The organism is Collimonas fungivorans Ter331 (genome assembly GCF_000221045.1).
In the GTDB taxonomy this organism is placed as follows: Bacteria; Pseudomonadota; Gammaproteobacteria; order Burkholderiales; family Burkholderiaceae_D; genus Collimonas; species Collimonas fungivorans_A.
Genome location: NC_015856.1, coordinates 3,014,763 through 3,039,448 on the forward strand (window position 1 = coordinate 3,014,763; position 24,686 = coordinate 3,039,448).

Sequence of the window (24,686 nt, forward strand, 5' to 3'; positions counted from 1 at the left end):
AAATAATTCGACTCTGACCCTAATTTTTTCCTGGCCTGAAAATAAAAAAGCCGACTTCAAGTCGGCTTTTTCTGTTTGCATCACATCTCTGCAGCGTAAGCTGCGCGAAGACTATTGGATGGAAATCAAAGTTTCGAAGCAATCAGCTTGCCCAGCCTCTCGATCCCTTCGCGTATTTTTGCCGGCGGCACGGTCACGAAGCTCAGGCGCAGGGTGTGCTGTTCCGGCGTATTGCCGTAGAACGGACCGCCCGGCACGAAGGCCACGTGCTGTTCCACTGCTTCCGCCAGCAGCTTGGTGCTGTCGATGTGCTTGGGCAAGGTGACCCAGATGAACATGCCGCCTTCCGGCTTGGTCCAGCTGGTGCCGCTTGGGAAATAGGTCTTGAGCGCATCCAGCATGGCGTCGCACTGGTCCGAATACAATTTGCGGATGGTCGGGATATGCTGGTCGAGGAAACCGTCCTTGATGGTTTCGTACACCACCATCTGCGTCAGCTGCGCGGTGTGCAGGTCGGTCGCCTGCTTGGCTTGCTCCAGCTTTTCGATCAGCGGCCGCGGCGCCACCACGTAGCCCAGGCGGATTCCCGGCGTCAGGATCTTGGAGAAGGATCCCATGTAGATCACCCCGCCCGGATTCATGCTCAGCATCTTCGGCAGCGGTTCGGCGCGATAGCTGAGGGCGCCGTAAGGATCGTCCTCGATCAGCGGCAGGCCGAGCCGTGCGCAGATATCGACCAGCGCCTGGCGGCGCTCCACCGACAAGGTGCGGCCGGTAGGGTTCTGGAAATTCGGCAGCGCATACAGCATGCGCGCGCCCTGCCCCAGGGTCGCTACGGTTTCCGGGATCAGGCCGCCCTCATCGCTGGGCACTGAAACAAACTCAGGGCCGTACAAGGAAAACGCTTGCAGAGCACCCAGGTAGCTTGGCGTTTCCACCAGCACCTTGCTGTCTTCATCGATCAGCACCTTGCCCAGCAAATCCAGACCCTGCTGTGAACCGGAAGTCATCATGACCTGGTTCGCCATGATCTTGGCGCCGTTGGTCGACAGGGAATTGGCGACCCATTCGCGCAGCGGGCCGTAACCGTCGGTCGGACCGTATTGCAAGGCGACCTTGCCTTGCTCCGACAATATCTTGTCGAACGCCACCTTCAACTGTTCGACCGGGAAAGTCGCAGGCGAAGGCAGGCCGCCGGCGAAGGAAATGATTTCCGGACGCATGGTGATCTTCAGGATTTCACGGATGGCTGAACTTTGCAGTTTCTGCGCGCGCTGCGAAAAATGCCATTGCAGCGGGGTTGGATTTTCGATTTTCATACTATTCTCTTCAAGTGATCTTGTTCTGAGAGGCTGTCGGCCAGCGGCCGGCCGAAGCCAGGCGTGGACAGCAACAGCCTGTGGTTTTTATGATCTGCCGTCTCCTGGGCTGGCAGCGGATGGCGCTGCCAGGACTACGCTGCTGCGCTGCGAGGGTTACTCCAGCTCAGCAATCATTTCAATTTCTACGCAGGCGCCCAACGGCAGCTGTGCTACGCCGAATGCGGAACGGGCATGCTTGCCCTGCTCGCCGAATACTTCGCCGATCAGTTCGGAGGCGCCGTTGGTGACCAGGTGCTGCTCCGTGAAATCAGGCGTCGAATTGACCAGGCTCATCAGCTTGACGACGCGCTTGACGCGCTTCAGGTCGCCGCCGCATGCTGCTTGCAGGGTGGCGATCAGGTCAATGGCGATGCCGCGCGCGGCCAGCTTGGCTTCTTCGGTAGTGGTGTCCTTGCCCAGTTGGCCGACCCAGATCTTGCCGTCTTTCTTGGACAAGTGACCGGACAGGTAAACCGTATTGCCGCTTTGGGCGTACATCACATAGGCGGCGGCAGGCGCGGCCACCGCAGGCAATGTGATATTCAGGGCTTGCAACTTTTCATATACAGACATCTGACACTCCGAAAAAAAATCATTTGCCCGCGCTTTTGGCGCCAGCAGCAATGACGAGATAAATGGGATACAGCCGGCTGGCGCCCCGCCAAATTCCGGCCAATACGGGATTATCTCACCCCAGCGCCCAAATTGCGAAATGTAGCTTGGTATTTGGGCAGCTAAGTTTGCCGTCTACGCAGCTTGCCGCCGCACCGCCATCTTGCGGCCGAACGCCACCACCACCAGCACCGCCAGCGCAAACAGCATGTTGCCGGCCTGCAGGGTCTCGCCCAGCAGCAGCGCCGCTCCCAGCAAGGTCAGGAAAGGTTGCAATAGTTGCACCTGACCAACTCGCGCGATGCCGCCCAGCGCCAGGCCCTTGTACCAAAAGAGGAAGCCGATAAACATCGAAAATACCGACACATAGGCAAATCCCAGCCAGGCCCTGGGCGAAGCGCTGACGCCGTAATGCCATCCCAGCCAGACGGTCACCGGCAGCAGGACCGGCAAGGAAAGCAGCAGCGCCCAGGCGATCACCTGCTGCCCACCCATGGTTTGCGACAGGCGCCCGCCTTCCGCGTAACCCATGGCGGCGGCCAGCACTGCCGCCAGCAGGGCCAGGTCAGCCGCCTGCAAACCGCCACCGCCCTGGCTCAATGCAAAAACGACAACGATGAGGCTGCCGATCACCGCGGCGATCCAGAACCCGGCCGAGGGCCGTTCGCCAAAGCGCAAGGCGCCGAACAAGGCCGTAGCCAGCGGCAGGACGCCGAGTACGATGGCGCCGTGCGCAGCCGGCACATAACGCATCGCCACCGATGAAAACACGGGGAATCCGACCACTACGCCCAGCGCCGTCAGCGCCAAGGGTTTCCATTGCGCGGCGGTCGGCAGCTTGGCTTTCAGCTTCCACAACAGCAGCATGGAACACAGCGCAGCCACCACCGCCCGGCCCAACGCCACGAACACCGGATTCAGCTCCGCCACCGCCATCCGGGTAAACGGCAAGGTCAGGCTGAACACCGCCACCCCGACCAGTCCCAGCCACATGCCCTTGGATTCGTCCGTCATGCCGCTTGTCCTTGTATTCAAAGCCAGATCGAGACTGCAGAATAGATCGTCAGCAGCACCATTACTGTACAAAACACACGCTGCCACAGGGGCTGCGCCAGGTAGCGCCGCAATACCGAACCGGCGCCGGCCCAGACGCTCACGCATGGCAGGTTGATGACGCTGAACACCAGGCAATAGACGGCGATCGACAGCCAGATCGGCTCCAGCGGCGGCAGGAACGCCGAGGCGCTGGTGATGGCCATGATCCAGGCTTTCGGGTTGGCGGCCTGGAATACCGACGCGCCAAGAAAAGTCATCGGCTTGCGGTGGCCGCCGGCTTCCGATTTGAACGTCATGTTGCGCAGATTCCATGCCAGATACAGCAAGTAGCCCGAACCCAGTGTCTTCAGGATCACATGGCTAGCCGGCAAGGCCAGCACCAGGCTGCCGATGCCGGCCGCGCACAGCACCAGCATGATGCCGAAGCCGAAGGTCACGCCGAGCATGTGCGGGATGGTGCGGTTGAAGCCGAACATGATGCCGGACGAAGTCAGCATGATGTTGTTCGGGCCTGGCGTGATCGACGACACGAAGGCGAACACGGCGAGCGGCAGTAAGGAAGCCAGCATCATGACACGCTGGTGGCTGGGTGGAAGCCAGGGCCGCGCAAGCGCGCCAGCAGCGCCCGCAGGATGTCCGGCCTGCCACGGTGGCGCTGCGGCAAGCCGCTGAGGCTGATGCGGCTGTTGCCCGGATCGGCTTGCACCACCACCATGCGCCCCGGCAGCAAGGCCAGCGAACGGCCGGCGCACAGCCAGTGGTCTTCCGGCTGGCCTTCAAAAGTCACCCAGACGCGCCCGCTGACCACTTTCAGGATCATTTGCTGTTCGGTCACGCCGGACAGCACGCTGCCGCCCGACAAGGTATGGGACTGTTGCTTGAATAGTGTTTGCATGGCGCACTCGCTTCCGGATTTGCAGCATTGGAGATTTAGGTCTATGCTAAGCCAATAAACCAATACAGTACCAATACAGTTAACCAAGTAATTTCTGACATTGTCCCGGCCAAATCACCAATACAGTATCCAGCACAGTGACCAACACAGTCCCTCCCCGCAAGCTGAGCAACGGCCAGCTGCCATCCGCCCCACAGCCGCTGTCGCGCGACAGCGATACCTCGCTGGTCGAGCAGATCGTGCGCAGCATCGAATCCCGCATCAGCGACCGCCTGTTGCGCAGCGGCGCGCGCATGCCGTCGATCCGCCAGTTTGCCGACAGCCACAGCGTGTCGCGTTTCACGGTGGTGGAGGCCTATGACCGGCTGGTGGCCAAGGGTTGTCTGGAATCGCGCCGCGGTTCGGGTTTTTACGTGCGCGAGCGCTCGCCGCTGCTGGCGGAACGCGGCAGCAATGCCGCCAGCGACAAACAGCCACAACTGATCGACGTAGTCTGGTTGGTGCGCAATATGCACCAGCAGGCGCCGAACAAGAAAATGCCCGGCTCCGGCATGTTTCCCAGCGAATGGCTGGATGCCGACCTGATCGCCAATGCCCTGCGCAGCATCAGCCGGCAGAATCCGGCGCAACTGCTCTCCTACGGCATTCCGCAGGGCTTCCTGCCGCTGCGCCAGCAATTGCAGCTGAAGATGGCCGAACTGGAAATCGCCGCCACGCCGGAACAATTCGTCACCACCACCGGCGTCACCCAAGCGCTGGACTTGGTGGCGCGCCACTTTACCCAGCCCGGCGACGTGATTCTGGTGGACGATCCGTCCTGGTTCCTGATGTTCGCGTCGTTCGCCGCGCTGGGCGCCAAGGTAGTCGGCGTGCCGCGCCTGGCAGACGGCCCCGACATGGCCAAGCTGGCGGAACTGGTGGCGCTGCACAAGCCCAAGCTGTATGTGCTGGTCTCGGTGCTGCACAATCCGACCTCGACCTCGCTGTCGGCAGCCAAGGCATTCCAGATTCTCAAGCTGGCCGAGGAACACGACTTCATGATTGTCGAAGACGATATCTATTGCGACATGCATCCCGGCTCGGCAATCCAGCCGGCGACCCGCATTGCCGCGCTCGACCAGCTCAACCGCGTGATCTATATGGGCGGCTTTTCGAAGACGCTGTCGCCCAACCTGCGCTCCGGCTTTATCGCCACCTCGCTCGAACTGGCGCAGCATTTTGCCGACCGCAAGATGCTGACCAACCTGACCAGCGCCGAAGTCGGCGAGCGGGTAGTTTATAAAATCCTGTCCGAAGGCCACTACCGCAAGCATCTCGACCGCCTGCGCAACAAGCTCGACAGCGTGCGCGACCGCACCATCAGGCAGATGGAAAGGATAGGCATGACGGTCGACATCAGCACCCCGGCCGGCATCTTTGTGTGGGCCGACACCGGCCACGACACCAATGTGATGGCGGAAAAAGCCCTGGCCGAGGGTTTTTTGCTGGCGCCCGGCGCCCTGTTCTCGCCCAGCCAGCTGCCCTCTTCAAGAATGCGGATCAATGTGGCGGCGATGTCGGATCCGGCGATCTGGCGTTTCCTGGAACAGGAATGTGGCAAATAAGGAAACTTAATAGACGCCACGCCATCCGCTTCTGGTCGACTCTTGTAAAATCCGGATTACTCCCCATTTTTTGGGCAACACTCGGCTTTACGCGATGAAAGCGGACCAAGGCAGGCCGCCTTTATCGTTTTTACAATATTTTTTACGTTTATATACAGAGGAAACAATGGCCGTATCCGAAAAGCAAACCCTTGGTTTTCAGGCAGAAGTAAAGCAGCTGCTGCAATTGATGATCCACTCGCTGTATTCAAACAAGGAAATTTTCCTGCGCGAGCTGGTTTCCAATGCATCCGATGCCGCCGACAAGCTGCGCTTTGAAGCGATCAACAACGGCGCCCTGTTCGAGAACGACCCGGAACTGAAGATCAAGGTCGCTTTCGACAAGGCTGCGCGCACCATCACCATCTCGGACAACGGCATCGGCATGAGCCGCGATGAAGCCATCTCGCACCTGGGCACCATCGCCAAGTCCGGCACCAAGGAATTCTTCTCGAAACTGTCCGGCGACCAGCAAAAAGATGCGGCCCTGATCGGCCAGTTCGGCGTCGGCTTCTACTCCGCCTTCATCATCGCCGACAAGATCACGGTCGACACCCGCCGCGCCGGCGCCAGCGCCACCGAAGGCGTGCGCTGGGAATCCGAAGGCGCCGGCGATTTCAGCATCGAAGCGATCGACAAGCCGTCGCGCGGCACCGACATCACCCTGCACCTGCGCGAAGGCGAAGACGAGTATCTGTCGGCCTGGAAGCTGAAATCGATCATCCGCAAGTACTCCGACCATATCTCGCTGCCGATCGTGATGCAGAAAGAGGAATGGGACGAAGAAAAGAAAGAAACCGTCGTCAAGGACGAATTCGAGACCGTCAACCAGGCCAGCGCGCTGTGGGCCCGCAACAAGTCCGACATCACGGAAGAGCAGTACGTCGAATTCTACAAACACGTTTCGCATGATTTCGAAGCGCCGCTGACCTACACCCACAACCGGGTCGAAGGCCGCAGCGAATACACGCAGCTGCTGTACGTACCGAGCCGCGCCCCGTTCGACCTGTGGGACCGCAACAAGCGCGGCGGCATCAAGCTGTACGTCAAGCGCGTCTTCATCATGGACGATGCCGAACAGCTGATGCCGGTCTACCTGCGTTTTGTCAAAGGCGTGATCGACTCCAGCGACCTGCCGCTCAACGTTTCGCGCGAAATCCTGCAGGAATCGCGCGACGTGCGCGTGATCCGCGAAGGCTCGACCAAGCGCGTGCTGGGCTTGCTGGAAGAACTGGCGAACAGCGACGACCAGGCGCAAAAGGACAAGTACGCCAGTTTCTGGAAGGAATTCGGCCAGGTCCTGAAAGAAGGCATAGGCGAAGACGCCAGCAACAAGGAAAGAATCGCCAAGCTCCTGCGTTTTGCTTCCACCAGCAACGCAGATGGCAACGGCAGCGAGGCGCAGACCGTTTCCTTCGCCGACTATATCGGCCGCATGAAAGAAGGCCAGGACAAGATCTATTACGCGACCGGTGAAACTTTCGCCGCCGCCAAGAATAGTCCGCATCTGGAAATCTTCCGCAAGAAAGGCGTCGAAGTGCTGCTGCTGACTGACCGCGTCGACGAATGGATGCTGTCCTTCCTGCAGGATTTCGAGGGCAAGGAACTGGCGTCCGTGGCCAAGGGCGGCCTCGATCTTGGCACCCTGGAAGACGAAGCCGAGAAAAAGCAGCATGAAGAAACCGAAACCCAGTTCAAGGACCTGGTCGAGAAGATGAAGGGCGCGCTGGCCGACAAGGCCAAGGATGTGCGCGTCACTTTCCGCCTGACCGATTCGCCGGCCTGCCTGGTGGCTGACGAGAACGAGTTGTCGGGCAACCTGCTGCGCATGCTGAAAGCCGCCGGCCAGGAAGCGCCGGACTCCAAGCCTATCCTGGAAATCAATCCGGACCATCCGCTGGTGCAGCGCCTGAAGTACGAAGAAGCCAAGTTCGGCGACTGGTCGCACATCTTGTTCGACCAGGCTCTGCTTGCTGAAGGCGGCGCCCTGGCCGACCCGGCCGGTTTCGTCAAGCGCCTCAATGAAATGCTGTTGGGCATGACGGGCAAATAAGGCAGGCCGCCTCCCCGGAGGTGAAAACAAAGGGCGGGGAGACTTCATGTCTCCTCGCCCTTTGTTTTATGGCTTTTCTTCTGCAGTTACGGCGCCACCTCGAATTCGCCGACGAACACCGTTTCCTGTCTGTCCTTCAGACGCAGCGTGACCATCTGCTCTTTCTGCCGGGAGCTGCTGAAACCGGTAGTCAGCTTGACTTGCAAAGTGGTGGCGCCGGCAATCACCTGCTGGCGGTTGCCATAATAATTGGCTTCGATCTTGTACTTGCCCGGCTTGGCCTTGCGCAGTGAAAATTCCTCCGGTCCGTAGCCCTGGGTGAAATCGCGCGACAGGCGTCCACCCTGGTAAGTCAAGGCATGGCCGTAGTAGCATTTTTCACCGTTCGGATCGGTGACCCACAGATCCATGTCGGCATTGTCCGCATCCCAGGTCATGATCACCCGCAAATCGAGCGGCATGTTCTTCAGCAGGCGCGGATCGATGCGGCTGGTGTCGAGCGGCACGCCGGAGGTGGCGACAATCGCATTCAGTTCTGCCAGCACGATGGTCTCGATTTCCGGGAAACGGGCGTCCCATGGGCGCAGCACCACTTCGTACAGCTGGTCGACGGCTTGCTGGTACTGCTTGTTGGCGGCATACGCCAGCCCGAGATCGCGGAACGATTGCGGTTCTTCTTCCGCCAGCCGCCTGACCTTCTCGAACACCGGTATTGCCAGTTCCGGCGCGCCGGCTTGCAGCAGGCGGTAGCCCAGTATGCGCAGCACCGCGCGGTTTTCCAGGTCCATCTCGGCCAGGTTGGACAGCACGCGCAACGCCAGGTCGCGCTGCCCTTTTTCCAGCAGGATGTCGGCGGCATCGAGCAAGAAAGCGCTGCTGTTCGCGTAGCCGGGCTTTTCGTCGAGGTAGATGGCGTACACGGTTTCCGCCGTGGCCGATTTGAGACGATCGATATACGACGCTGTTGCACTCCATTTTTTCAGCGCCATCCTGATCTCGGGCGCAGCCGAAGCGGTATCCGAATCGACCTTGGATTTTGCCGAATAATTCGAACCCGCTTCAAAATTCTGCCGCGCGCTGATAGCGGGAGCCGGAGCAGACGGTGCTTGCATCACCGAGGCGGCAGCGTTGATGTGCGGCCGTCCTTCGTATCGGGCCTCGTCCTGCACCGGTGGCTTGGACGGCGGCGCAGCGCCTTTAGGGAAATCTTTATCCCACCATGCGGCCTTGCGCTGGAATTGTTCAATCACGGTTTCCAGATGCTTATCGCGCGCTTGCCTGACATCCGATTCGCGCAGCGCTTTCAATTGCTTGAATGCGATCTGGTATTCCTCCGGCGGAGCAACGTCGTAGCGTACATAGTCGTCCAGGCGCTCCAGCACGATCAGCGAAGTCTCGGCCGTCGCCAGGCCGAACTGCTGGCCGATGCGGCGGATTTCGGCGCGATGCAGGTCACGGTTCGCTTCCAGTTCATGCAAGCGATAGCCGGCCCACAGATAGGCCGCCAACGGATGTGCCGGCGCCGTTGCCGAAACGGGAACGGTGATGGTCGCCAGCCGGCCGTTTTGCCGCATAACCAGGGTGAGCTGGGCTTCCGGATTGCGCAACCGCCCGGCGATGCGCAGGATGCCGTTTTTAGCGTCATGCGATTCGATCTGCAAATCGCTGGCGCCGGCCGCCGTCAGCGTTTCCACATGGGTCGATTCGCTTAGCAAAGCTTGCGTCGCCGCAGCTATGGTTTGTGCTGAAACCTGTATCAAGCGGCCGCCGGTATTTTCCGCCCAGGCGGACAGCAGGCTGGCATCGGCCGCCAGCGCCGAGTTCAATGCGTACAGGCGCTGACCCGCAGCAAGCTTGGGAAATGCCGCATTGCCGTAATTGCTCAAGCCATCGCTCACCAGCAGGTATTCGCCGACATCGGCTTCCTGCTTCCATTCGCCCAAGGCGCTGGCGCCATCGTAGGAGGTGTTCTGCAAAGCCTGGCGCAAGGCGCTCCAGTTGCCGCTGGCGACATGGAAGGACTGTTCCGGCTCCTGCCTGTCGCGCAAACGGGTCAGACGCACCTCTGCATTGCCGGCGGCCTTGAAATAACGATCGAGAACGGCAAATTCGGCATCGTGATCGCGCGCCGCGCCGGAGCCCGAACTATCCCACAACAAGCCGATCACCTTGGGCAAGCTGCGCGCCATGCGCGTCTCGGGCACCGGTATTTCAGTGACAAACCAGGTGCCGTCATCGCGCAGCTGGGCGTAAGTCTGCGGCTTCTCGCCGGCAGGTATCAGCAGATTGAGCATGCCGCTGGCGGCAAATCCGCTTTTATTGACATGCATCTGGTACTGCTCACCGGTGCGCACGAGGCCAATGGCGCCCAGGCTGCCGCTGGCCTGCGGTGCGGCCATGGCGCCATGCACACTGAGCGTCAGATCGAAATCGCGCATGCGGTCGCCGTAAGCCAGCGGCAAGCGGTATTGCCAGTTCTTGCCTTGGCGCGCCAGCGGCTCCACGTACTTGATCTCCACCGTGCGCGTACCGTTGGCTGGAATCGGATAGATCCGCAGTTTGAAATTATTGCCCTGGGTCGCTTCCAGCAAACCCGGATCGACCCGGCGCCGCTCGATTGCTTCGAATATCTGACGTCCCTTGGCTTTTTCAACCGGCACGGCAGGCCGCTGCCGCCCTTCGATATCCAGCGAAAAGCCGACGATCTGCTGGCCATCGAGCAAAGGAAATTGCAGCTGTCCCTCCAGCAAGCGCCGGTTTGGATTGAAAAACACCATCTGCACCGTAGTCTGCGCCATGCCGCCGCTGATCTCGCCGCTGACCTGCAGGCTTTGCAGCACAATCGGTTGTTCCGCCCCGCTAGCGATGATCAGCGGCGGCGGCATCACCGTCCGCGCCTGCGCCGCGGGAAGTAGAAGTAGCAGCGCCCATAGTGCGGCTAACAAGCCTCGTAACATAGTATTCTCCGTTTATGCCGATACGCCGGCTTGTGATATGAAACGAGGCAGGTTCTGAAACGGGGTTAAATCGGCAAAAAAATTTACTAAGAAAAAATGGCTACGGGCAAGCATTCATTGGCTTATTGCTTTCTTGCACGGCACAAGTCACAATCGGCGCTACCGCCCTGCCGGGCAATGAAGCTGCCGCCGATCCACCATGCCCGCCGAACCCTCCGATGAATCGCTGATGCTCAGTTACCGCGACGGTGATCTGGCTGCATTCAGGGAGCTGTACCGGCGCCATAGCCAGGGTCTGTACAGATTCATCGCCTGGCGTTCGCCGCGCCGCGACTGGGTCGACGAGATCGCGCAAGACAGCTGGGCCGGCCTGCATCAGGCTCGCTCCCGCTATCAGCCGGAATCGCTGTTCCGGACATATCTGTTCCAGATCGCGCGCAATCGCCTGATTGACCTGTTACGCCAACAGCAAACCTTGCTGGCAAGCGAAATGGGCCAGGGAGACGACGAGCAAGCGGCGTTCGATTACCTGGCCGAAACGGCGCAAGAAATTCTGTCGCCCGAGACTGTGCTGGAAAACCGGGAGCGCATCGCCAGGCTGCATGCAGCGATACGGCTGCTGCCAGGAGAACAGAAAGAGGTTTTGATCTTGCAGCAATTTAACGGCATGAGCTTGGCAGAGATCGCATTGATTGTCGCCGCGCCGGAAGAGACCATCAAGAGCCGCTTGCGCTATGCCATGCGCAAATTGCGGCAGCAACTGACACCAGACCTGGATTCCAGCAAGGAGGCGGCATGACGTCCGAAGACAGCAAACGGCTGGACGACGCCGAATTCGAGGCCTTTCTGCAAGGCCGTGGCGAATTGGCGCGCCAACTGCAAGGGCTACCGCAGCCCTCGCCTTCGGCTGGCTTGGACGCTGCCATCCTGGCGCAGGCCGAGATCTTGCTCAAAACGGCAACACCGGTGCAGCAAGCGGCCAACGACGCCTTGTCCGGCAAACCCGGCCAGCCGGCCAAACCGCGTTTCTTGATGCGCTGGCCAACCCAGCTAGGCATGGCTGCTTGCATGGTGCTGGCGGTGCTGGCCACTTTGCGGTGGCAGACAGAGCCGGCCACACAGTCTTACGATACGATGCCGCAGGCCGAACCGGCGCCGTCATCTCCCGCGCCGGCAGCGGCGACAACGCCGTCAGTAAAGCCGGCGGAACCGGTTGAAAAGAAAGCCCAGGCAAAACCGGAGTTGGCGCGTCAGAAAGTTGCCGCCAGCAGCACGCCGCCGGCGGCAAAAGCCACACCGGAAGCGAAGTCGCTGGCCCAGGCCCGGGATACGCAAGCCCCACCTGCTCCGGCGCCAGCGCCTATTGCAGGTAGCGAAAACTATGCCGTTTCGCCAGCGCAGTTGGCAAGTCCGGAAAATTTGCCGTCAAGAGCCCGGGTAATCATTGCGCCGCGGGCTTCGCTCGCGGCCAATCCGCCATCAGCGATTGTCGATCCTGCGGCGGCGTACTCACCTGCTCCGACACCCATAGTAGCGCCCCCGCCTGCCCCAGTGATAGCATCTGGCGCCGCCGCAACAGCAGCGGAATCGGAATCGACGCCGGCCGCCGCCCTGCCGGGCAAACCAGAATCGCCCGTACGAGCCGAGGCGTGGCTATCAGTGATTGATGAAATGCTAAAGGCCGGCTTGCGCCAGGATGCGCTGGAAGAATGGGAGAAATTCAGACATGCCTATCCCGATTATCCGGTACAGGAAAAATTGCGCGCGCAAATCAGATTATTGCAGAAATAGAGATGAAGCTAGCCATGTAGAGCGAGTCCCCAGACCTTCAGGAAAACGGATTTACCAGGCTCACCCCGGTGCCGATAAAATCGCTGGTGTTACGCGTAACGACAGTCATGCTATGGATCAAGGCGATCGCGGCAATTTGCTTATCGATCGGATGTTGATTGTCGGCGGACATCAAACACCCCCACACCTGGGCACAACCGTCGTCAAAAGACAGGATACGATCCGCATATTCCGTTGTAAGCGTCTGCAGCCATGTCTCCAGCATTTTGGCCTGTGCTGAATCGCCGCGGCGCTTGACGATTTCAATACCGCGGCGTATTTCGCCTATGCTTTGCGCCGGCAGATAAATCGCATCGAGGTCAACCGAGCGCCAGAACGCCTGCGTTCCGAGATTGGCCTTTTTCCCTTTGCGGGACTCGCTGATGACATTGGTATCTAGCAGATACACGCGTTGCCCCTGAATTGACTCTTGCATTTACTCTTGAACATTGCGCGCATCGAAGTCCTTGTCTTCTCCGACATCCGGCATACTCAATAAAAATTCCACCAGCGAACGCCGCTTCGGACGCTGCAGCGCCGCCCGCAGGATTTCCCTGTGTTCGGCTTCGGCGCTGCGGCCGTGCGCAGCAGCCTGCTGCTTGAGTGCCAAAGTAAGCTCTTCTTCCACGTTTCTAACCACCAGGTTGGTCGCCATCGCAGCTCCCCACAATTGATTGCAACGCTATCACTTTAGCGAATTACCGCAATCAATGCAAGCATCTTCTCCGGCCATTAGTTGATTTTTTAAAAAGAATATGCTTTTTCAGGGCAACTGATGCAGCTATAGCCGGAAAATTAGTTGAATACTTATAAAAAAGGGCTGGAAGACAAGTTGTCTCCAGCCCCTTCGCTGATGTGCATTGCTTTATTTAGCGCTCGTCCCGGCGCTGCCGCCCTCAGGCAACCTGCTTTTCCTGGCTGAGCGATTTGCGCCCGGCCAGATGCGTCAACATATCGTCAACCATCTCGCTCAAGCTGTATGCAGGACGCCATGCCCACTCTGCCCGCGCACTGGAATCGTCAATCGAACGCGGCCATGCATCGGCGATCGCCTGGCGGAAATCCGGCTTGTAAGCGGCCTGGAAAGCTGGCACACGCTGCTGGATGACGCATACCAGCTCGCGCGGCGAAAAGCTCCATGCCGCCAGATTGTATGAACCGGCGGTCTTGAGGTTCTCTTTCGGTGCGCTCATCAGTTCGATGGTAGCGCGCACGGCATCCGGCATGTACATCATCGGCAATGTGCTCTCTTCGCCCAGGAAACTGGTGAAGGCGCTGCCGTCAGCCGCCGAAAACAAGGCCTGGATGGCGTAGTCGGTCGTGCCGCCGCCGGGTTCCGCCGAGTAGCTGATCAGGCCCGGATAACGCAGGCTGCGGATATCCATGCCGTATTTTTCCGCATACCAGCTGCACCAGTGCTCGCCCGCCAGCTTGGAGATGCCGTAGACGGTCTTGGGATCCATGGCGCCGACCTGCGGCGCATTGTCGCGCGGAGTCGACGGGCCGAAGGCGGCGATCGAGCTGGGCCAGAACACTTTCGACAGCTTGGCCTGGCGCGCCACTTCCAGCACGTTCAGCAAGCCGGTCATGTTCAGGTTCCAGGCCCACTCCGGATGCTCTTCGCCTTTGGCCGACAAGGCGGCCGCCAGATGATAGATTTCACCGATGTCGTGTTGCTGCACTACTTCGGCCAAGCGTTTGGCGTCGGTCACGTCCAGTTTTTCGTAAGCCAGTTCCTGGTGCCGGCCCAGCGCCTGTATATCGCTCGCAACCACCTGTTGTGCGCCATGCAGTTTGACCAGTGCGGTCGTCAGTTCGGTGCCGATCTGGCCGTTGGCGCCGATTACCAATATTTTTTTCATCGCTTGTCTCTTCAATTCTTATCTTCAGTTCTTCACCAGGCCCAGCTCTTCGCCGGCTTGCCGGAAAATGCCCACGGCGCGCTGCAATGTTGCTTCGTCATGGACCGCCGACATCTGCACCCGGATCCGTGCCTGTCCTTGCGGCACCACCGGATAAAAGAAGCCGACTGCATAGACGCCCAGCTCATACAGGCGGCGCGACAGGTTTTGCGCGACGACGGCGTCGTACACCATCAGCGGCACGATCGGGTGGGTCCCCGGCTTGATCTCGAAACCGGCTTCCGTGATGGCCTGGCGGAAATAGACGGTGTTGCGTTCCAGGCGGTCGCGCAATTCGGTGGATGCTTCCAGCAGGTTGAGCGCTTCGATCGAAGCACCGACGATCGCCGGCATCAGTGTGTTCGAAAACAGGTAGGGCCTGGAGCGTTGCCGCAGCAGGTCGATCACTTCGCGCCGGCCGGCGGTGAAACCGCCGCTGGCGCCGCCCAGGGCTTTGCCGAGGGTGCCGGTAATCACGTCGACCTTGCCGAAGATGCCGCGCGCTTCATGCGTGCCGCGTCCGCGCGCGCCCATGAAACCGGTGGCGTGGCAGTCGTCGACGCCAAGCAAGGCGCCGTACTTGTCGCACAGCTGGCGGATCACATCGAGCTGCGCCACGGTGCCGTCCATCGAAAACACGCCGTCGGTAAACACCATGGAAAAACGGGCGTTGTCGGCCTTGGCCTGTTTCAGGCAGCGCTCCAGGTCTTCCATGTCGTTGTGGGCGTAACGATAGCGTTTCGCCTTGCACAGGCGGACGCCGTCGATGATCGAAGCGTGGTTGAGCGCATCGCTGATGATCGCGTCCTGCTCGCCCAGCAAGGGCTCGAACAGGCCGCCGTTGGCGTCGAACGCGGCGGCGTACAGGATGCAGTCTTCAGTGCCGAGGAACTGCGCCAGGCGCTGTTCCAGTTCGCGATGGATATCTTGCGTGCCGCAGATGAAACGCACCGAACTCAGGCCGAAACCGTGGCTGTCCAGCGCCGCGTGGGCGGCCTTGATCAAGGCCGGGTGCGAAGACAATCCGAGATAGTTGTTGGCGCACAGGTTGATCAATTCGCCATTGGCGGTATTGATCGTGCCGCCCTGCGGGCCAAGGATCAGGCGCTCGCTTTTCAGCAGGCCGGCGGCCTGGATCCCGGCCAGCTCGTCGCGCAGGTGGCCGTAGAAACCGGGAGCGCCAGCCTGGGTAGTGATGTCTTGTGTCATTGTCTGCCTCGATCTTATATAATATATTGCTTCAATTCGATATATCGAACAAGAATTCCACGATAATGCACAAAAACGAGGTTGTCAACCAGATGAGCAGCAATTCAGGAAAAAATTTGGAGGATGCACCGCCCAAGGTCGGCGATACCTTGGTCAAGCTGCGCCAGGCCGACGGGCTCTCGCTGGATGCATTATCGAAACGCGCCGGCGTCTCCAAGTCCATGCTATCGCAAATCGAGCGCAACCAGGCCAATCCCACGGTTGCCGTGGTGTGGCGCCTGGCCAACGCCCTCGGCGTGCCGATCTCGCTGCTGGTGGACGGCAACCAGCCGGTGCCGGCCTCGATTGAAACCTTGCCCAGCCACGCCACGCCTTCGCTGCGTTCGCGCGACGGCCATTGCGTGCTGCGCATCCTGGGGCCGATCGAACTGGCCGGCCAGTTCGAATGGTATGAACTGTCGCTGGAACCCGGCGGCTGCCTCGACTCTGAGGCGCACGAACCGGCTTCGCGCGAACACCTGACGGTCTTGTCCGGCATGCTGGAAGTCCAGAGCGGCAGCAACGTCACCAAGATCAAGGTCGGCGAAACCGCACGTTATGCGGCGGACCGCCCCCACTACATCAAGAATGTCGGCAAGAATGCCGCCACCGCCCTGCTGGTGGTGATCCATAACGGCGGCCAGTAACCAGCCCTCCGCACAATAAAAAAGGCTGGAAGACAATCATGTCTTCCAGCCTTTTTGACTTTACAGCCGCTTGATCCGGGCTTAGTGGGTTACCCGGGTAACGCCGCCGGAAGACAGCAAACGCACACGGTCGCCGACGTTGAAACGCTCGTCCGCATCCTGGGTAATGGCGCGCAATTCGCCGTTGCTCAGGCGCACGGTGATTTCCAGGCCTGGACGCTGGTTCAGGTTGTTTTCCACCTGGTTGCCGGCAATCCCGCCGAGCACTGCGCCGACTACGCCGGCCGCAATCGATCCGTTGCCTTTACCGATCAGCGAACCGGCGCCAACCGCGCCAAGCGCGCCGCCAGCCAAGGTGCCGGCGCTGCCGCCGTTGTTCTTGTCGATGGTGACCGGACGCACCGAATCAACCACCGCCATGCGCACCGATTGCTCGCCCTGGGCTTGGTGGCTGGTATATACGTTTGCCGAATTCGGCGTTACAGCGCAACCGCCCAAGGCCACCAGGGCCGCGACTACGATCAGGTTCTTCATTCTCGATAACTCCATCTATAAATTGCTCTTACACAAAAAATTGCCGCATGACCCGCAAAGCGCACCGACAGAGGGGTTGCCCGGGCACGGCGCCGTTACTTGCAGCGTTGGACAGTGAATCAATGGATCAGGTTTTCGCCAATTCTGCTCATTTTATCAATTTTTTACAAGCAACTGGGATTTTGCCCAAATTGCCCCGATTGGGATCGAGAAAATCAGCGTATTAATTCAGGTTCAACAATAAAATCATTCCCATGAAACCGCACAAAAAAATTACTTAATGGCAACTAAAAACTATATAATCAATCTTCGCTGCCAAATTCAATCCCAGCAAGGCTCCCATGAAAACGCTGTTCAAAGCCCTAAGCATCATGTTTTTTTTAGTACTGATGGTCGGCTTTGGGCTCTGTGGCTTTCTAGGGATTGTGTCTGGCAGTAGCTACAAAACCGCTGGGGATGGCCTGTCGTCCATTTTTCTTCTTGGGTGCGCAGGAGTAGGAATTAGTATCGCGCTCGGCTTCGTTATATATCGCATTGCAAAAAAACCAGATGTAGCGATGCAGCCAGATCAAGACGAATCCAAATAATGAAAGCAGTTGTCTTTTCCAGCTCGACTGCACACCTCATCCATCTGTTTTTTGAATGGGCAGCCATCGCCTCCGGCGTCCAGCTATATCGCTGGCAACGTGCCCGCCAAGGCCTCCCCGGCATCTTGGAACCGGGACAATACGCCATCATCATCGGCTGCATACTCGGCGCAGCGATCGGAAACAAGTTGGTGTTCTGGATGGAGTTTCCCCAGTTATGGGCATCGTCTTCTTTAGACTTCAATCTCTGGATGTCGGGACAATCTATCGTCGGTGGTTTGCTCGGCGGGTTGTGTGGCGTAGAGATTGCAAAAAAACTGATTCGCTCTCAACGCTCCACGGGCGACAAATTTGTCTTGCCATTGATGCTAGGCACCGCCGTCGGGCGCGTCGGTTGTTTTCTGGCGGGACTGCACGACGGCACTTATGGCGTAGCCACCCACATGCCTTGGGGTGTCGACTTTGGCGACGGCATTTTTCGTCACCCCACGCAACTGTATGACATTCTCTTTGTATTAATTTGGGGTGGCGCCATTCTATTTTTTCAAAAACGCTGGCGCGAAAGCCCGGGCCTTCTCTTCAAGTTTTATCTATCAGGCTATTTACTGTGGCGCTTACTCATCGATGGCATCAAACCGATTCCTTATGAATATGCCGGTGGCCTTAGCGGCATACAGATCATATGTTTATTGGCTTTACTGTGCTATCTCCCATTTGTAATCAAACAATTTTTGAATTTTAAAAAAAATGCGCCTCTTTTCCCGTGATCGATCACGTGCAGCGTTACTGATAGTGAGTTTGAGCTTGATTGGTGGTACGGGTTGTATCACTGCCTCGATCGTCAACAGCGTGCAACAAAAAAATGCAGAGCGTGCGAATGCAGAAATGCAGAGAAAAAGAATTGAAGGGTACAAAGTAGCAGCCAGTCGCGGCGATCTGGAGGCCATGACACAACTTGGAATGGAATATATAAACGGTTCTCCAAGCCTGGAAAGAGATATCTCCACTGGTATCACTTTACTCGAACAAGCCGCTGCCAAACAATATAGTCCTGCGGAATATGGCTTAGGCTGGCTTTTACTCAACGGCTCCAACCGACAGGCCAACGCCAGGCCTCTCCGCGCAGAACAATTGCCCCTGGATCCCCTGCGCGGAGTCGAGTTATTAAAACGATCGTCTACACGTTCTTGCAGCCCTTCACCGGTGTTTTTTAATCGCTTTTCTGCGTTTGACGTTAGTGAAATATATCGCAATGGCGGGATTATCGGGCAAGACATACAGCAAGCAGACCTTTGGCTTGCGCGCAGCATTTTAGACTGCGGATATCCATTCGACGCCGCGATTAGATACAAATTTGAAATTTCAAAAACACCCGACACAGCGGCTAAAATTAAAACCCTATCTTTTCTCTTGATGCAACCGGTCAGCGACACGCTCACCAAACTGCAGGCATCCATGTCTCAGGCAGACATACAAGCGGCACAAGAAAGAATGGCATTGCTACGCCAAGCTGCCATCGAATCAAGACAACAATATCCCGCACCGCCTAACCCGAGACAACGATGACGCGTAAAATCCGCCCCTACCTTTTTTACGATACGACTACTTCAGTCTGCTCTACCTGCCTGCATCCGGTTGAAGCCAAGATCATCTTTAAAGATGATCTTGTCTACATGGATAAGTGGTGTACTGCGCACGGCAGCGAACGCGTGCTGGTTAGCGATGACGTCGAATATTATCGTTTGTGCCGCGAAGTGTTCGTCAAACATCCGGAAATGCCGCAAACGTTTAACACTAAAATGGAATACGGCTGCCCCTATGATTGCGGCCTGTGTCCAGACCACATGCAGCACTCTTGCTTATCCATTGTCGAGATTACCGACAACTGCAATCTAAATTGCCCCGTTTGTTATGCAGAAAGCGGTACGCATCGAGAACAGCATAAACCCTTGGCGGACGTCATCAAGATGCTTGACGCTGTTGTGGCCAATGAAGGCGAGGCTGATGTCATGCAATTGTCCGGCGGCGAGCCCACTTTACATCCGCAATTCTGGGAAATTCTCGATGCTGCCAAAGCGCGTCCGATCAAACATGTGATGGTTAACACCAATGGCATCGTATTGGCGCAAGATCCTGAGTTTGTGCAACGCTTGGCAGGCTATGCGCCAGGAATAGAAGTGTATTTGCAATTCGATTCCATGCGTGCAGAGGTGCATAAGGTATTACGCGGCGCTGATTTAAGCCGCATCCGGCTACAAGCATTGAAAAATCTGAATGCAGCTGGCTTGTCCACCACTTTGGTGGTAACGCTGAAAAAAGGTTTGAATGATGATGAGATTGGCGCCATTATCGATTTCGCCTTGACACAACCGTGTGTTCGCGGCGTCACATTGCAGCCGATTCAAGATGCTGGTCGTGTTGAAAATTACGATCCTCGCCTGCATCGCCTGACCGTTTCTGAAATACGTCGCAAGATCGCCGAGCAAACCAGTGTATTCACCTTGCAAGATATCGTCCCGGTGCCTTGCAACCCCGATACTCTGGCAATGGCTTACGCTCTCAAAACCGACGAAAAAACTGTCCCGCTTACCCGATATCTTGATCCGCAATCGTTAGTGGAAGGCAGTGGCAACACGATAGTTTTTGAGCGCGACGATGCGCTCAAAAAGAATATGAAAGACCAGATATTTAAACTATTTTCGACTAACCATTCGCCGGAATCACAAGCCAACTGTCTTTCTGAATTAATGTGCTGCCTGCCTTTGATTTCTGCGCCGCAGACGCTGCGATACGACAATGTTTTTCGGGTACTGATTGTGCAGTTTATGGACGCCTATTCTTTGGATGTTCGCGCCTTGAAAAAATCCTGCATACATTTTGCCCAAGCTGATGGAAAAATGATTCCATTTGAAAGTTACAACCTGCTCTATCGCGATGACAAACGACTTACGGACATTCGCCAAAGCATTGCGCAACAAACCACCGCCAGACACGATCCCAACCGCATCCCGATCAAACTGTTGTAGCTAGGACCACGGTCGGACGCCTTCACCTCGAATCATCGCTTCTACCGTCTGATCCTTCCTGTGATTAACGGCCGCCGGCGACATCGATGAACGCGCCGGTCGAATAAGACGCCTCGTCGGATACCAGCCACATGATCGCGCGCGCTACTTCCTCAGCGCTGCCGCCGCGCCGCATCGGCACCGTATCCTTGACCCGGTCGACCCGGCCCGGCTCGCCGCCGCTGGCGTGGATATCGGTATAGATCACGCCGGGACGCACCGCATTGACGCGGATGCCCTGGCCGGCGACTTCCTTCGCCAGGCCGACCGTCATGGCGTCGATCGCTCCCTTGGAGGCGGCGTAATCGACATATTCGCCCGGACCGCCGAGCTTGGCCGCCATCGACGACAGGTTGACGATGGCGCCGCCCTGGCCGCCGAGGCTGGTAGACATGCGCCGCACCGCTTCGCGGGCGCACAAGAAACTGCCGACGATGTTGGTGGCGAACACGCGCTGCAAACGCGCCACGTCCATCTCTTCCACCCGCATCTGCCGCTCCAGGATGCCGGCGTTGTTGACCAGGGCGGTCAGCTTGCCGAGTTGCGCATCGACGGTCTGGAACAGCTTCAAGACATCGGCCTCGACCGCGACATCGCCGGCTACCGCCAGGGCTTCGCCGCCAGCCTGGCGGATGGCATCGACCACCTGCTCGGCGGCGCTGCGGTTATGCACGTAATTGACGCATACGGCGTAGCCGCGGGCGGCCGCCAGATGCGCGGTGGCGGCGCCGATGCCGCGGCTGGCGCCGGTAATCACGATCACTTGTTTCGACATGCTGCCCTCATTCGTATTTGCGGGCATCCTCGATGACTTTGCCGTCATTCGGCAGGCTGCCCGGCGCGACAAATAAAACTTCGCCGCGCAGTTTGGTTATCTCGCGTAGGCTGTCCGCAATCTGTTCCGCGGCCAACGCCGGCGCGTCCTGCGCCTCGCAATGCAGCGTCATGACATCGTTGGCCATGGCGCCGCTGACCACCAGCCGCGCTTTCAGTACCTGTGGATGGCGCTTCAGCACTTCCGCCAGCTGCGACGGATGGACGAACATGCCGCGCACCTTGGTCACCTGGTCGGCGCGTCCCATCCAGCCCTTGATGCGGGTATTGGTGCGGCCGCATGGCGAGACGCCTTCCAGCACCGCAGACAAATCGCCGGTAGCGAACCGTATCAAAGGATAATCGGGGTTGAAAGAAGTCAGCACCACCTCGCCCACTTCACCGGCGGCAACCGGGTCGCCGCTGCCGGGCCGCACGATTTCCAGGATCAGGTCCTCATCCAGGATCATACCCGGATTGAGGCGGCCGTTGCTGAGCGACTCGTATGCGATATTGCCGACGTCGGCCGAGGCATACAATTGCAGCACGTGCGGCACGCCGTTATCGTGGAACCACTGGCGCAGCGATGGCGGCAAGGCTTCGGCGCTGAGCAGCGCCCGCTGCACGGTGCCGATGTCGGCGCCCATCTCGCGCGCCTTTTCGATGATGATCTTGAGGAAAGACGGCGTGCCGACGTAGGCGTCCGGCCGCAAGGCCGACATCGCCTGCACCTGCAGCTCAGTCTGGCCGATGCCGGCCGGGATCACGGCGCAGCCCAGCTTGCTGGCCGCGCCTTCGACCATGAACGCGGCCGGCGTGAAATGGTAGGTGAAACAATTCTGTATCAGGTCGCCGGCGCGCAGCCCCAGGGCCCGCATCGGCCGGGAAAAACGCCACCAGTCCTGGCCATAGCCCTCTGGATCGAAAATCGCTCCGGGCGACACATATAAGCGCCGCAACTGGCGGTGCGGCGTGGTGTTCAGGCCGCCGAACGGCGGCTGCTGCGCCTGCAGTTCATGCAAATCGGATTTGCGCGTGAGCGGCAATTGCGCCAGCGCGGCGCGGTCGCGGATCTCGCCGGCGGCTACGCCGTGCAGGATGCGGCCCCAGCCGGTTGCTGCCTGCGCCCGCGCGATCAATTGCGGCAAGCCGTTCATCAGATCCGCCTCGCGTTGCAAGGGATGGCGTTGTTCAAGAAAGTCGAGAGTGTCGGACATGGCGGACCTGTAGGCGTGGACGGAAAAACGGCGTAGCGATAAAGTCAGGCCAGCCAGCGCTTGCGGCGCCGGTAGAATTTCATGTCGCGGAAATTCTTGCGCCCCGCTCCCGATACCCCCAGGTAGAACTCTTTCACATCCTCGTTGCTGGCCAGCTCGCTGGCGGCGCCTTCCATCACCACCCGGCCGTTTTCCAGGATGTAGCCGAAATCGGCGTAACGCAGCGCCACCATGGTGTTTTGTTCTGCCAGCAGGAAAGACACGTTTTCCCGCCGGTTCAAATCCTTGACGATCTCGAAGATCTCCTCAACCACCTGCGGCGCCAGCCCCATCGACGGTTCATCCAGCAAGATCATCGACGGCTTGGCCATCATCGCCCGGCCGATCGCCGTCATCTGCTGTTCGCCGCCGGAGGTATAGCCTGACTGCGATTTGCGCCGTTCTTTCAGCCGCGGGAAATAGTCGTAGATCCTTTCCAGGTCGCGCCTGACCTGGATATTGCTGACCTGGCGCGTATAAGCGCCGGTCAGGAGATTTTCCTCTACCGTCAGGTGGCCGAAACAATGGCGTCCTTCCATCACCTGGATCACGCCGCGCCTGACCAGGTCGTTCGGCGTCAGGCGGTCGACCCGCTCGCCCTTGTATTCGATGCTGCCTTTGGTGACGTCGCCGCGCTCCGCCGACAACAGGTTGGAGATCGCTTTCAGCGTCGTGCTTTTGCCGGCGCCGTTGGCGCCCAGCAAAGCGACAATCTTCCCTTCCGGCACCGCCAGCGACACCCCTTTCAGCACCAGGATGACGTGGTCGTAGATCACTTCGATGTTATTGATGTTGAGTGCTGTACCCATGCTTTCCTCAGCTATGCAGTAAAAAGCGCCGGCGGCCCGCTTGGGCGCCGGCGCCGGGACTACTTCATGCAGGCGGGCGTGATGCCTTTTTCTTTTGCATACTTCGCGGCGGAAGCCTTGAACAGCGGATGAATCAGGTTCTTGTTGCCTTCGATCCAGTCGGACACCAAAACCCACTTGCCGCCGTCCCATTGCTGGATCTTGATCTTGCCCGAACCCTCATGGTTGTCGCAGGACGTCTTGATCTCAGGCAGCAGGCCGGAAGCGCCCAGCTGCTGCAGGCGCGCGTTGGTGATGTTCAGGTTTTCCAGCCCCCAGCGCACGTCCTCGCCGCTCATCACCTTGCCCTTGCCGTACTTGGCCTGCGCGGCGCGTATCGCTTCCACCGTCGCCAGCGCGGCCGATACGCCGCGGTTGTACAGGATCGAACCGATCTTCGCCTTGTCCTGCATGTTGCCCTTGCCGGCGCCGTACACCACCTTCTCGATATCGGCGATCAGCGGCACGCTCTTGCCGGATACGTTCCATGTGGCGCTCAGGTAACCCTTGGCAGCGTCGCCGGCCGGCACCGTGTCTTCCTCGGAGCCGGCCCACCAGGAACCGATGATCTTGTCGCGGGCGAATCCGACTTTCTGCGCCGCTTTCAAGGCGGTCTGGTTCATCACGCCCCAGCCCCAGAAAATCACGTAGTCCGGATTTTCCTGGCGGATCTTCAGCCATTGCGCGCCCTGCTCGTTGCCGGGATGGGCCACCGGGATCTGCACCAGCTTGAACTTGCCCAGCGTCGCCTCGGCTTCCAGCGCCACTATCGGTTCCTTGCCGTAGGCCGAGTCGTGGTACAGGAACACGATCTTCTTGCCGGACAGCGAACCGCCGTTCTTGCTGGCCAGGTATTTCACGATCGCCGACACCTGCATCTGGTAGGTCGTCACCAGCGGAAAGGCATACGGGAACACCGAGCCGTCCACCGCATCGGTGCGGCCGTAGCCGACCATCAGCAGCGGCACCTTGTCTTCCGCCGTCTTGTCGATCAGCGCATAGGCAATGCCGGTCGCCATGGCGTTGATGGCGGTGCCCTTGGTGACCGGGTTCTTGCCTTTCAGGCGTTCGTAACACTCGACGCCCTTGGCGTTGTTGTATTCGGTTTCGCATTCTTCCCAGGACAGTTTGACGCCGTTGATGCCGCCTTCCTTCAGGTTGACGTAGCTCAGGTAGTCGATATAACCGCCGTAATAAGACTGGCCGTTGGTGCCATACGGGCCGACCCGATAGCTGGGAATCGCGATGAACTGGTCGCTTGCCTGCGCCATCGCGGGCAAGGCCGGCGCCAGCAGGCTGGCTGCGGCCGCGACGGCGAGCATGATCCGTTTGAGGTTTTTCATTATCTTGTCTCCTTTATTGTGCTAATTGCCGTGCTGA

Annotated in this window: 24 protein-coding genes; 9 read left to right on the forward strand and 15 right to left on the reverse strand. The window is 58.8% G+C overall.

From position 1 onward, the window contains the following. Positions 1 to 125: 125 nt before the first annotated feature. The 5 genes from CFU_RS13080 to CFU_RS13100 all read right to left on the reverse strand — a co-directional run bounded on the left by CFU_RS13080 (position 126) and on the right by CFU_RS13100 (position 3,924). Positions 126 to 1,319, reverse strand: a complete 1,194-nt coding sequence (locus tag CFU_RS13080; protein ID WP_014006518.1) for a PLP-dependent aminotransferase family protein — start codon at positions 1,317 to 1,319, stop codon at positions 126 to 128. Between the two features lie 156 nt (positions 1,320 to 1,475). Further along, a complete protein-coding gene (locus tag CFU_RS13085) occupies positions 1,476 to 1,934 on the reverse strand; it encodes a RidA family protein (RefSeq protein ID WP_041741972.1) in 459 nt (152 codons plus the stop codon). A 174-nt stretch (positions 1,935 to 2,108) separates the two neighbouring features. Continuing rightward, positions 2,109 to 2,987, reverse strand: a complete 879-nt coding sequence (locus tag CFU_RS13090) for a DMT family transporter (protein ID WP_050808582.1) — start codon at positions 2,985 to 2,987, stop codon at positions 2,109 to 2,111. 17 nt (positions 2,988 to 3,004) lie between these two features. Continuing rightward, positions 3,005 to 3,598 carry a LysE family translocator gene (locus CFU_RS13095; protein WP_041743447.1) on the reverse strand — a complete coding sequence of 198 codons (594 nt, stop codon included), beginning with the start codon at positions 3,596 to 3,598 and terminating at the stop codon, positions 3,005 to 3,007. Next, entirely contained in the window at positions 3,598 to 3,924 is a 327-nt protein-coding gene (locus CFU_RS13100; RefSeq protein WP_041741974.1) for a DUF2917 domain-containing protein, read from the reverse strand. Before CFU_RS13100 ends, CFU_RS13095 begins: the two co-directional genes overlap by 1 nt. Positions 3,925 to 4,061: 137 nt before the next feature. On the opposite strand from CFU_RS13100, the gene CFU_RS13105 reads away from it, so the two are divergent. Next, positions 4,062 to 5,528, forward strand: coding sequence for a PLP-dependent aminotransferase family protein (locus tag CFU_RS13105; RefSeq protein WP_014006523.1), 1,467 nt, complete (start codon positions 4,062 to 4,064; stop codon positions 5,526 to 5,528). Positions 5,529 to 5,694: 166 nt separating this feature from the next. Beyond that, complete coding sequence (htpG, locus tag CFU_RS13110; RefSeq protein WP_041741978.1) at positions 5,695 to 7,620, forward strand: molecular chaperone HtpG; 1,926 nt, start codon at positions 5,695 to 5,697, stop codon at positions 7,618 to 7,620. An 86-nt stretch (positions 7,621 to 7,706) separates the two neighbouring features. Here htpG and CFU_RS13115 read toward each other — a convergent pair whose 3' ends face one another. After that, on the reverse strand, positions 7,707 to 10,577 hold the full coding sequence (locus tag CFU_RS13115; protein ID WP_014006525.1) for a VIT domain-containing protein: 2,871 nt from the start codon (positions 10,575 to 10,577) through the stop codon (positions 7,707 to 7,709). Between the two features lie 199 nt (positions 10,578 to 10,776). Here CFU_RS13115 and CFU_RS13120 point away from each other — a divergent pair, with 199 nt between their 5' ends. Both CFU_RS13120 and CFU_RS13125 read left to right on the forward strand, forming a co-directional pair. Next, positions 10,777 to 11,376, forward strand: coding sequence for a sigma-70 family RNA polymerase sigma factor (locus CFU_RS13120; protein ID WP_014006526.1), 600 nt, complete (start codon positions 10,777 to 10,779; stop codon positions 11,374 to 11,376). After that, positions 11,373 to 12,368 (forward strand): hypothetical protein, encoded by a 996-nt coding sequence (locus CFU_RS13125; protein WP_014006527.1) that lies wholly within the window; start codon positions 11,373 to 11,375, stop codon positions 12,366 to 12,368. The genes CFU_RS13120 and CFU_RS13125 overlap by 4 nt, the downstream gene beginning before the upstream one ends. Positions 12,369 to 12,405: 37 nt before the next feature. On the opposite strand, the gene CFU_RS13130 is transcribed toward CFU_RS13125, so the two are convergent. The 4 genes from CFU_RS13130 to kbl form a co-directional block, all read right to left on the reverse strand. Further along, positions 12,406 to 12,843, reverse strand: a complete 438-nt coding sequence (locus CFU_RS13130) for a type II toxin-antitoxin system VapC family toxin (RefSeq protein WP_014006528.1) — start codon at positions 12,841 to 12,843, stop codon at positions 12,406 to 12,408. After that, entirely contained in the window at positions 12,844 to 13,062 is a 219-nt protein-coding gene (locus CFU_RS13135; RefSeq protein WP_041741982.1) for a FitA-like ribbon-helix-helix domain-containing protein, read from the reverse strand. It abuts the gene before it with no gap. A gap of 241 nt (positions 13,063 to 13,303) precedes the next feature. After that, complete coding sequence (locus CFU_RS13140) at positions 13,304 to 14,269, reverse strand: NAD-dependent epimerase/dehydratase family protein (protein WP_041741983.1); 966 nt, start codon at positions 14,267 to 14,269, stop codon at positions 13,304 to 13,306. Positions 14,270 to 14,293: 24 nt separating this feature from the next. Beyond that, a complete protein-coding gene (gene kbl, locus CFU_RS13145) occupies positions 14,294 to 15,517 on the reverse strand; it encodes a glycine C-acetyltransferase (protein ID WP_014006531.1) in 1,224 nt (407 codons plus the stop codon). 92 nt (positions 15,518 to 15,609) lie between these two features. Here kbl and CFU_RS13150 point away from each other — a divergent pair, with 92 nt between their 5' ends. Continuing rightward, entirely contained in the window at positions 15,610 to 16,203 is a 594-nt protein-coding gene (locus tag CFU_RS13150; RefSeq protein ID WP_041743449.1) for an XRE family transcriptional regulator, read from the forward strand. Positions 16,204 to 16,284: 81 nt separating this feature from the next. Here CFU_RS13150 and CFU_RS13155 read toward each other — a convergent pair whose 3' ends face one another. Beyond that, positions 16,285 to 16,737 (reverse strand): glycine zipper 2TM domain-containing protein, encoded by a 453-nt coding sequence (locus tag CFU_RS13155; protein WP_041741985.1) that lies wholly within the window; start codon positions 16,735 to 16,737, stop codon positions 16,285 to 16,287. Positions 16,738 to 17,078: 341 nt separating this feature from the next. Between CFU_RS13155 and CFU_RS13160 the strand changes: the two genes are divergently transcribed. Genes CFU_RS13160 through CFU_RS13170 form a run of 4 tightly spaced genes read left to right on the forward strand, consistent with a single transcriptional unit; the run spans position 17,079 to position 20,350 of the window. Continuing rightward, positions 17,079 to 17,324, forward strand: a complete 246-nt coding sequence (locus CFU_RS13160) for a hypothetical protein (protein ID WP_041741987.1) — start codon at positions 17,079 to 17,081, stop codon at positions 17,322 to 17,324. Then, entirely contained in the window at positions 17,324 to 18,091 is a 768-nt protein-coding gene (locus CFU_RS13165) for a prolipoprotein diacylglyceryl transferase (RefSeq protein WP_041741989.1), read from the forward strand. Before CFU_RS13160 ends, CFU_RS13165 begins: the two co-directional genes overlap by 1 nt. Positions 18,092 to 18,122: 31 nt before the next feature. Next, complete coding sequence (locus tag CFU_RS24500) at positions 18,123 to 18,890, forward strand: tetratricopeptide repeat protein (protein ID WP_190275152.1); 768 nt, start codon at positions 18,123 to 18,125, stop codon at positions 18,888 to 18,890. Further along, a complete protein-coding gene (locus CFU_RS13170; RefSeq protein WP_014006534.1) occupies positions 18,887 to 20,350 on the forward strand; it encodes a radical SAM protein in 1,464 nt (487 codons plus the stop codon). Before CFU_RS24500 ends, CFU_RS13170 begins: the two co-directional genes overlap by 4 nt. A gap of 64 nt (positions 20,351 to 20,414) precedes the next feature. On the opposite strand, the gene CFU_RS13175 is transcribed toward CFU_RS13170, so the two are convergent. From CFU_RS13175 to CFU_RS13190, 4 genes are read right to left on the reverse strand one after another with little or no spacing between them, the layout of a single operon-like run. Further along, positions 20,415 to 21,164, reverse strand: a complete 750-nt coding sequence (locus CFU_RS13175) for an SDR family oxidoreductase (RefSeq protein ID WP_041741991.1) — start codon at positions 21,162 to 21,164, stop codon at positions 20,415 to 20,417. A 7-nt stretch (positions 21,165 to 21,171) separates the two neighbouring features. Further along, positions 21,172 to 22,419, reverse strand: coding sequence for a phenylacetate--CoA ligase family protein (locus CFU_RS13180; protein ID WP_014006536.1), 1,248 nt, complete (start codon positions 22,417 to 22,419; stop codon positions 21,172 to 21,174). A gap of 44 nt (positions 22,420 to 22,463) precedes the next feature. Further along, entirely contained in the window at positions 22,464 to 23,267 is an 804-nt protein-coding gene (locus CFU_RS13185; RefSeq protein WP_041741993.1) for an ABC transporter ATP-binding protein, read from the reverse strand. Between the two features lie 59 nt (positions 23,268 to 23,326). After that, complete coding sequence (locus CFU_RS13190; RefSeq protein ID WP_014006538.1) at positions 23,327 to 24,649, reverse strand: ABC transporter substrate-binding protein; 1,323 nt, start codon at positions 24,647 to 24,649, stop codon at positions 23,327 to 23,329. Between the last annotated feature and the right edge of the window lie 37 nt (positions 24,650 to 24,686).

Bases quoted from the DNA above. Each gene is read 5' to 3' on its own strand.
- CFU_RS13080 (WP_014006518.1), bottom strand. From the start codon at position 1,319: ATGAAAATCGAAAATCCAACCCCGCTGCAATGGCATTTTTCGCAGCGC.
- CFU_RS13085 (WP_041741972.1), bottom strand. From the start codon at position 1,934: ATGTCTGTATATGAAAAGTTGCAAGCCCTGAATATCACATTGCCTGCG.
- CFU_RS13090 (WP_050808582.1), bottom strand. From the start codon at position 2,987: ATGACGGACGAATCCAAGGGCATGTGGCTGGGACTGGTCGGGGTGGCG.
- CFU_RS13095 (WP_041743447.1), bottom strand. From the start codon at position 3,598: ATGCTGGCTTCCTTACTGCCGCTCGCCGTGTTCGCCTTCGTGTCGTCG.
- CFU_RS13100 (WP_041741974.1), bottom strand. From the start codon at position 3,924: ATGCAAACACTATTCAAGCAACAGTCCCATACCTTGTCGGGCGGCAGC.
- htpG (WP_041741978.1), top strand. From the start codon at position 5,695: ATGGCCGTATCCGAAAAGCAAACCCTTGGTTTTCAGGCAGAAGTAAAG.
- CFU_RS13115 (WP_014006525.1), bottom strand. From the start codon at position 10,577: ATGTTACGAGGCTTGTTAGCCGCACTATGGGCGCTGCTACTTCTACTT.
- CFU_RS13120 (WP_014006526.1), top strand. From the start codon at position 10,777: ATGCCCGCCGAACCCTCCGATGAATCGCTGATGCTCAGTTACCGCGAC.
- CFU_RS13125 (WP_014006527.1), top strand. From the start codon at position 11,373: ATGACGTCCGAAGACAGCAAACGGCTGGACGACGCCGAATTCGAGGCC.
- CFU_RS13130 (WP_014006528.1), bottom strand. From the start codon at position 12,843: ATGCAAGAGTCAATTCAGGGGCAACGCGTGTATCTGCTAGATACCAAT.
- CFU_RS13135 (WP_041741982.1), bottom strand. From the start codon at position 13,062: ATGGCGACCAACCTGGTGGTTAGAAACGTGGAAGAAGAGCTTACTTTG.
- CFU_RS13140 (WP_041741983.1), bottom strand. From the start codon at position 14,269: ATGAAAAAAATATTGGTAATCGGCGCCAACGGCCAGATCGGCACCGAA.
- kbl (WP_014006531.1), bottom strand. From the start codon at position 15,517: ATGACACAAGACATCACTACCCAGGCTGGCGCTCCCGGTTTCTACGGC.
- CFU_RS13150 (WP_041743449.1), top strand. From the start codon at position 15,610: ATGAGCAGCAATTCAGGAAAAAATTTGGAGGATGCACCGCCCAAGGTC.
- CFU_RS13155 (WP_041741985.1), bottom strand. From the start codon at position 16,737: ATGAAGAACCTGATCGTAGTCGCGGCCCTGGTGGCCTTGGGCGGTTGC.
- CFU_RS13160 (WP_041741987.1), top strand. From the start codon at position 17,079: ATGAAAACGCTGTTCAAAGCCCTAAGCATCATGTTTTTTTTAGTACTG.
- CFU_RS13165 (WP_041741989.1), top strand. From the start codon at position 17,324: ATGAAAGCAGTTGTCTTTTCCAGCTCGACTGCACACCTCATCCATCTG.
- CFU_RS13170 (WP_014006534.1), top strand. From the start codon at position 18,887: ATGACGCGTAAAATCCGCCCCTACCTTTTTTACGATACGACTACTTCA.
- CFU_RS13175 (WP_041741991.1), bottom strand. From the start codon at position 21,164: ATGTCGAAACAAGTGATCGTGATTACCGGCGCCAGCCGCGGCATCGGC.
- CFU_RS13180 (WP_014006536.1), bottom strand. From the start codon at position 22,419: ATGTCCGACACTCTCGACTTTCTTGAACAACGCCATCCCTTGCAACGC.
- CFU_RS13185 (WP_041741993.1), bottom strand. From the start codon at position 23,267: ATGGGTACAGCACTCAACATCAATAACATCGAAGTGATCTACGACCAC.
- CFU_RS13190 (WP_014006538.1), bottom strand. From the start codon at position 24,649: ATGAAAAACCTCAAACGGATCATGCTCGCCGTCGCGGCCGCAGCCAGC.